This window comes from Thermogutta sp. (assembly GCF_014359955.1).
In the GTDB taxonomy this organism is placed as follows: domain Bacteria; phylum Planctomycetota; class Planctomycetia; order Pirellulales; family Thermoguttaceae; genus Thermogutta.
On the sequence record NZ_JACIYL010000319.1, the window covers coordinates 1 to 4,642 of the forward strand.

At 59.9% G+C, this 4,642-nt stretch carries 2 protein-coding genes; one reads left to right on the forward strand and one right to left on the reverse strand.

Annotated features, from left to right (window positions below; genetic code table 11):
- Positions 1-127: 127 nt before the first annotated feature.
- A complete protein-coding gene (locus tag H5U08_RS10585; protein ID WP_297032818.1) occupies positions 128-985 on the reverse strand; it encodes a hypothetical protein in 858 nt (285 codons plus the stop codon).
- An 862-nt stretch (positions 986-1,847) separates the two neighbouring features.
- On the opposite strand from H5U08_RS10585, the gene H5U08_RS10590 reads away from it, so the two are divergent.
- On the forward strand, positions 1,848-4,493 hold the full coding sequence (locus H5U08_RS10590; protein WP_297032820.1) for a sodium-translocating pyrophosphatase: 2,646 nt from the start codon (positions 1,848-1,850) through the stop codon (positions 4,491-4,493).
- The last annotated feature ends 149 nt before the right edge of the window (positions 4,494-4,642 follow it).

A 4,642-nucleotide genomic window follows, 5' to 3' on the forward strand; every position in this document is an offset into this window, starting at 1 on the left:
GTGAGGGGCCTTTGAGTGGGCGCAAAAAAGCGGAGGCCCGCTGAGGCCTCCGAACAAAGGTCACGTCAAATCGGATTGCCGTCCGCCGTTTTACCGGATTGCGAGCGAGGACCTGTGAATTGGCAGGTTACTTCCGGCTGGCTTCAAGTTCGCCCGGCGAAACAGACTCCGGCGTTTGTCGCTGGCTGTTCATAACGATGCGGTTGGCCTCGGCCACCACCTGGAGCGCAGCCTGCAATTCCGCTGGGGAGAAGTAGGGACGTCGCATGCCGATGGCCGTGCGGATTTCCATCCGCGCCAGTTCTTCGAAGCTCTTCCCGTTCTGGAAATGCCAGGCCGCGATTTGCGCCACGCGCTGACTGATTTTCCCTTCGGCCAGCATTTTCAAGACCACGTTCACCTCGGGGGTCTTGGCGTAGGCCTCGATCGGCTTGAGCTCGTAGGGGATGCGGGGATTGGGATCAGGCTTGCCGTGGTCCAGGCAAACGATGGGGGCTTTCACCTGCACGACCTTCTCGGGGGGGACACTCATGAAGCCGCCACCGTACCCACCATAACCGCCGCCGTATCCGCCAAGCCCACCACCGTATCCGCCGCCGAAGCCCTGCGCTCCGCCGCCGTAGCCTCCACCATAGCCCCCGTAACCGCCCCGGCCACCCCTGCCGCCGTACAGGTCTCCCCCCAGTCCGCCGGCAAATTGGGGAAGGACGGGCACACCGGCGAAGGTTTCCGGCATGCGAATGGTCAGCGGTTTGTCACTCTTGTTGCGTATGACGATATTGCATTCGGTGGAGTCCTTGGCGATGACTTTCACATCCACCAGCTTTTGCTCCATGGCGGCAAACAGATCCACCGCCGGCGCGGCATTCGCCTGGCCGGATGCATCTTTTCCTCTCGCCACAGGATCAGCCCCCAAAAGCCAGGTGGCGGACCAGCCCAGCAAGAACGCCCCCACAAGCGCCGCATAACGCCAAAACCGAGTCATGACTAACCTCCTCGAAAACGCCGCAATGGGCGGACACCTCTGCCGATTTTCTTTCTCCAGCCTAATCCAAATTCTCAGAAAAGCAACTATAAACCGTGTGACTGCGGCCTTGGCCCCACTTTATTTGAGGTCGGGACGGTCGTGATAAGTTCCCCGGCGCGAAAAACTGGCTCCGAATTTTCAGGGTGTCGGACGCGTACCCCTCGATACGGTTATTTGTGCCCATAAATACGTGTTATATGATCGAGATCGAACGCCTGGCCGGCCCAACGAAAACCTGCCTTTTTATCACCTATTTGTTATGCACTTCCTATGTGCTATTGTTGACAAGAGACTCGCCCCTCCGTTAGACTCTTTGTTTTTACATCCGCGCGAACTGGGGCGCGAGATACTCTGAAGCCATTCGGGAACAGGCTATTTTTCCCATTTTGCTGGCTTTCACCCAATTGGAGTGCATCCGGTACCGGCAGGCTTCCGACGAGGGAAGCGGCCGAAGTGAAAATCGGGGCAGAAAACAGGCAGCAGGGTCCAGAACCACGGGAGGGTCGGCATACGTACCCAAATATCAATTACCAATTGATGCCTTGAGTGTGATCCAGCCTGTGTCAGCCAAGACGTGCATCCTGCGGGTGTCCCGCAGTTATTCCGGGAGTGTTCCGCGGCTGGAGATGACGCAACGTTCGAACGCGACTCAGCTTAAGAGCGGTTCTTCTGTTATCCTGTGTTGCGTGTGTTGTTTCGGGATGGGTTAACGGTAACGGAGTTTTTCACGCAGGTTCAGTCAACGGATGTGTGGGAACTGGTTTTGAGGAAACAGAGAGGTCCAAACATGGAAACACGCATGAGGAGATCGCTTTTGTCAATGGCAAAAGGCCTGGCAAAAGCCGCTGCATTCCTGGGAGCAGCCGCCGTGGCTGCTCCCGCCTGGGCTGAAGAGGCCGCTTCCGGTTCGGCCGGTGCCTCAGTCGGTGCTCAGATTGGGGTTTTCATCTTCTGGCTTATCGGCCTGGCGGGGGCCATTTGCGGCCTGTATTTCGCGTGGCGGTTCTTCCATGAAATGCTCAACTCGGAAAAGGGAAACGAGCGGATGGAAGAAATCGCCAGCTACGTGCGGGAGGGTGCCAACGCCTATCTCAAACAGCAGTACACCGTGGTGGCAGGGTTCTTCGTGGTCATCGTGATCCTGCTGGCGATCGCCGCCTTCGGCCTCCAAGCGCAGAGCCGCTGGGTGCCGTTCGCGTTTCTCACCGGCGGGTTCTTCTCCGGCTTGGCCGGTTGGCTGGGAATGAAGACGGCAACGCTGGCCAGCAGCCGTACGGCCCAGGGCTGCCGCAAGTCGCTCAACGACGGTTTGCGGGTGGCGTTCCGCAGCGGTGCGGTGATGGGGCTGACGGTGGTTGGCCTCGGCCTGCTCGATATCTGTCTGTGGTTCGCCATCCTCTACTGGGTCATCGGAATCCTCGGCTATCACATGACCCTGGAACAGATCACCGTCACCATGCTGTGCTTCGGTATGGGGGCCAGCAGCCAGGCGCTGTTTGCCCGTGTCGGTGGTGGTATTTTCACCAAGGCCGCCGACGTGGGGGCGGACCTCGTCGGGAAGGTGGAAAAAGGGATTCCCGAAGACGACCCACGTAATCCTGCCGTGATCGCCGACAACGTCGGTGACAACGTGGGCGACGTGGCCGGCATGGGGGCCGACCTGTACGAATCGTACTGCGGCTCGATTCTGGCGACGGCCGCCCTCGGTGTTGCCGCGTTCGCAACCGGGGAGTTACTGCCCCAGCGGATTTTGGAACAGATTCAGAAAGGCACTCTCGCCCTGGAAACCGCCAAACTGAACTATCAGCTCGCGGCCCTGTTCCTGCCTATTGTCCTGGCAGGCGTGGGGATCGCTCTTTCTGTGATCGGTATTTACGCGGTGCGATCGGAAGAAGATGCCAGCCAGAAGACGCTGCTGAAGGCCCTGGGACGCGGGATCAACCTCTCCACCGCGCTCATCGCGGTGGCCACCTTCGTGTTCACGTTCCTGCTTCTGCCCGACTTCTGGACGGTGTCGCTGAGCGTTATCGTCGGTCTGGTGGCGGGCTGGCTTATCGGAAAGTGGACCGAGTACTCCACCAGCGACGAATACCAACCGACCAAGTTCATTGCCAGCCAGGCTCAGACGGGTCCGGCCACCGTCATCATCGCCGGTTTTGCCGAAGGGATGAAGAGCACATGGTTCCCGGTGATCGTGGTGGGTGTCGCCACCATCCTGGCCTTCGGCTTTGCCGCTCAGTTCCACTTCAACGATCTGAGCTGGTTCGCGATGGGACTGTACGGCGTGGGCATTGCGGCGGTCGGGATGCTCAGCACGCTGGGCATCACCCTGGCGACCGACGCTTACGGTCCCATTGCCGATAACGCCGGTGGTAATGCCGAGATGTCGCACCTGGAGCCAGAGGTCCGGCAGCGCACCGATGCCCTGGACAGCCTCGGAAATACCACCGCGGCGACCGGTAAAGGCTTCGCCATTGGTTCCGCTGCTCTGACGGCCCTCGCCCTCTTGGCCGCTTATGTGGAAGAGGTTCGGGTCGGTTTCGATCGCTGGGCACATTCGGCCCTCGTCCAGGCTGAACCTGGGCTCTACAAGTTGTCCGACAAGTTTGTTGCCGAGGTCACCAACGAAAAAGATCGCAGCGGCAAGAACATCATCTACGGATATTTGGCCTTCGGCAACGACATCATCGATCCTGCGGTCGCCGACGACTGGGCCAAACTGGATGCCTCAAAAGGCCCACAGAAGGTGCCCGATGGCATCCTGGAAAAGTTCACGGACGAGGTCAAAGGCATCAAGCGGGAACGGTTGCAGTTTGCCAAGACCAAAGCACCGCTGATCCGCATCGATCGGGCGACCATGCCGGACTTCGCCAATTACTATGAAGCCCACCTCATGAATCCCAAGGTCCTCGTGGGCGTACTCATCGGGGCCATGCTGCCCTTCCTGTTCTCGTCGCTCACGATGAAGGCCGTGGGTCGGGCAGCCTACCGCATGGTGGAGGAGGTCCGGCGTCAGTTCCGTGAAAAGCCCGGCATCATGGAGGGCACCGAAAAACCGGACTATGCGACGCCCGTTCGTATCAGTACCCAGGCCGCCCAGAAGGAAATGATTGCCCCGTCCCTGCTGGGCCTGGTGACCCCGGTGCTGGTGGCGCTGATTCTGGGCGTGACGGGCGTTCTCGGCCTGCTTATGGGCGCGCTCGCCTCCGGGTTCTGCATCGCCGTCTTCATGGCGAATGCCGGTGGTGCCTGGGATAACGCCAAGAAGCACATCGAACGCGGTGCGTACGGCGGCAAAGGCACCGATGCCCACAAGGCGGCCGTCGTGGGCGATACCGTGGGCGACCCGTTCAAAGACACCAGCGGTCCCAGCCTCAACATCCTCATCAAACTGATGAGCATGGTGAGCGTCGTGGTGGCGGGACTGGCTGTGCGGTACAGCCTCGCAGCCCTCGGCTGGTTCTGACATTTTGAGCTGCTCCCCCCAGGGGAGCGGAGCCGTTGAATAACTGCGTCGAGGCGGGGTTTCTTTCCTGCCTCGACGTTTTTTGATGCGCTACGCCTTCGCGAGTTGCTGGAGCTGCTCTACCCTCTCGGCCAGATCAAGAATAAGCG

Excerpts from the sequence above, each read along its gene's own strand:
- H5U08_RS10590 (WP_297032820.1), top strand. The coding sequence starts at position 1,848 with ATGGCAAAAGGCCTGGCAAAAGCCGCTGCATTCCTGGGAGCAGCCGCC.
- H5U08_RS10585 (WP_297032818.1), bottom strand. The coding sequence starts at position 985 with ATGACTCGGTTTTGGCGTTATGCGGCGCTTGTGGGGGCGTTCTTGCTG.